This window comes from Bradyrhizobium sp. ORS 375, assembly GCF_000239775.1.
In the GTDB taxonomy this organism is placed as follows: domain Bacteria; phylum Pseudomonadota; class Alphaproteobacteria; order Rhizobiales; family Xanthobacteraceae; genus Bradyrhizobium.
In genome coordinates this window covers 1-1886 of the sequence record NZ_CAFI01000017.1, presented here as the reverse complement: position 1 = coordinate 1886, position 1886 = coordinate 1, and the positions used below count along the sequence as shown (strand labels likewise).

The window sequence follows — 1886 nt, the reverse complement described above, 5'->3', positions numbered from 1 at the left end:
AGCCACACAGGAAGTGTGCGCCGATAGACCTTTACCCCCTCACTCGGATTGCATCTTGCGATGCAATCCGACCTCTCCCCGCAGGCGGGGAGAGGTGAGAGACCGAGCCGGCGCTCGAACTAACAACCGAGAGGGAAACGCCTCCGCCATGCTTCAGGAAACGTCCGACTACAACCAGCTCACTCGCGACTTCCGCTGGGAGATCCCGGCGCAATTCAACATCGCCGTCGCGACCTGCGATCGCCACGCTGACGGCTCGGGACGCCTGGCGCTGATCGTGGTCGAGGAGGATGGCGCCGCCCGCCGCGTCTCGTTCGACGAGCTGCGTGACCAATCCTGCCGCTTCGCCAATGTGCTGAAGGCCGATGGCCTTGCGCAGGGCGACCGCGTCGCGGTGTTCCTGTCGCAATCCCTCGAGCTGCCGATCGTCCATCTCGCCGCCTTCCGCGCCGGCCTGGTCTCGGTACCGCTGTTCACGCTGTTCGGTGAGGACGCACTGCAATTTCGTTTACAAAATTCCGGCGCCAAAGTCGTGGTCACCGACACGACGGGCCTCGCCAAGCTTGCCCGCATTCGCGACCAGCTGCCGGAGCTCAAGACGATCTATGTCACCGACGGCGATGGCAGCGGAGCCCGGCCGTTCTGGCCGACGCTGGAGCGCGCCTCCGATCGCTTCCCGACTGTCGCGACATCGAGCGACGATCCCGCGATCATCATCTACACCTCCGGCACGACCGGAAACCCAAAGGGCGCGCTGCACGCTCATCGCGTGCTGCTCGGCCATCTGCCCAATGTGGAGATGGTGCACGGCTTCCTGCCGAAGCCCGGCGACGTGATGTGGACGCCGGCGGACTGGGCGTGGATCGGCGGACTGTTCGATGCGCTGTTTCCGGCCTGGTATCACGCCGTGCCCGTGGTCGGCTATCGCGCCAGGAAGTTCGTGCCGCAGGCGGCGATGCAGCTGATGGCGGACTACCAGATCCGGAACGTCTTCCTGCCGCCGACCGCGCTGAAGCTGATGCGTCAGGCCAACGTCAAGCATGACGGCGTCAAGCTGCGCAGCATCCTCACCGGCGGCGAGTCGCTCGGCGCCGAGCTGCTCGATTGGGTGCGAGCGACCTTCGGCATCGACGCGCACGAGATCTACGGCCAGACCGAGTGCAATCTCGTCGTCGGCAACAATGCGAAGCTGTTTCCGATCCGCCCGGGCTCGATGGGCAAGGCGACGCCAGGCTTCGAGGTGCTGATCGTCAACGACAGGGGCGAGGAGTTGCCGCGTGGCGAGCGGGGCATCATCGGTGTGCGCCAGCCCAACCCCTGCACCATGATCGAATATTGGCGCAATCCGGAGGCGACGCAGAAGAAGTTCGCGGGCGATGTGCTGCTGACCGGCGACCTCGGCACCCAGGATCCCGACGGCTATTTCTGGTATGCGAGCCGCGAGGACGACGTCATCACCTCCGCCGGCTACCGCATCGGCCCGGCGGAGATCGAGGACACCTTGCTCAAGCACCCGGCCGTGGCGCTCGCCGCCGTTGTCGGCATTCCCGATCCCGTGCGCACCGAGGCCGTCAAGGCATGGATCGTGCTGCGGCCGGGCTTCTTTGCAAATGATACGCTGTCGCGGGAGATCCAGGAGTTCGTCAAGGTGAAGCTCGCGGCGCATGAATATCCACGCCATGTCGAGTTCACGGACAGCCTGCCGATGACGGCGACGGGCAAGGTGCTGCGGCGAGAATTGAGGGCGCGGGGGTAGGGACGCGCTTATTTCAATTAAGGCACGATGGCGCGACTTGCGTACCTCTCCCCGCTTGCGGGGAGAGGTCGGATTGCATCGTCAGATGCAATCCGGGTGAGGGGCTGTCGGCACGCTCGGTGCGCGTGGC

General features: G+C 65.2%; 1 protein-coding gene. It reads left to right on the top strand.

The window, feature by feature from the left end; genetic code table 11:
* Nucleotides 1–148: 148 nt before the first annotated feature.
* Nucleotides 149–1756 carry an acyl-CoA synthetase gene (locus BRAO375_RS01660; RefSeq protein ID WP_009025708.1) on the top strand — a complete coding sequence of 536 codons (1608 nt, stop codon included), beginning with the start codon at nt 149–151 and terminating at the stop codon, nt 1754–1756.
* Nucleotides 1757–1886: the final 130 nt, after the last annotated feature.

Bases quoted from the DNA above. Each gene is read 5' to 3' on its own strand.
- BRAO375_RS01660 (WP_009025708.1), top strand. From the start codon at position 149: ATGCTTCAGGAAACGTCCGACTACAACCAGCTCACTCGCGACTTCCGC.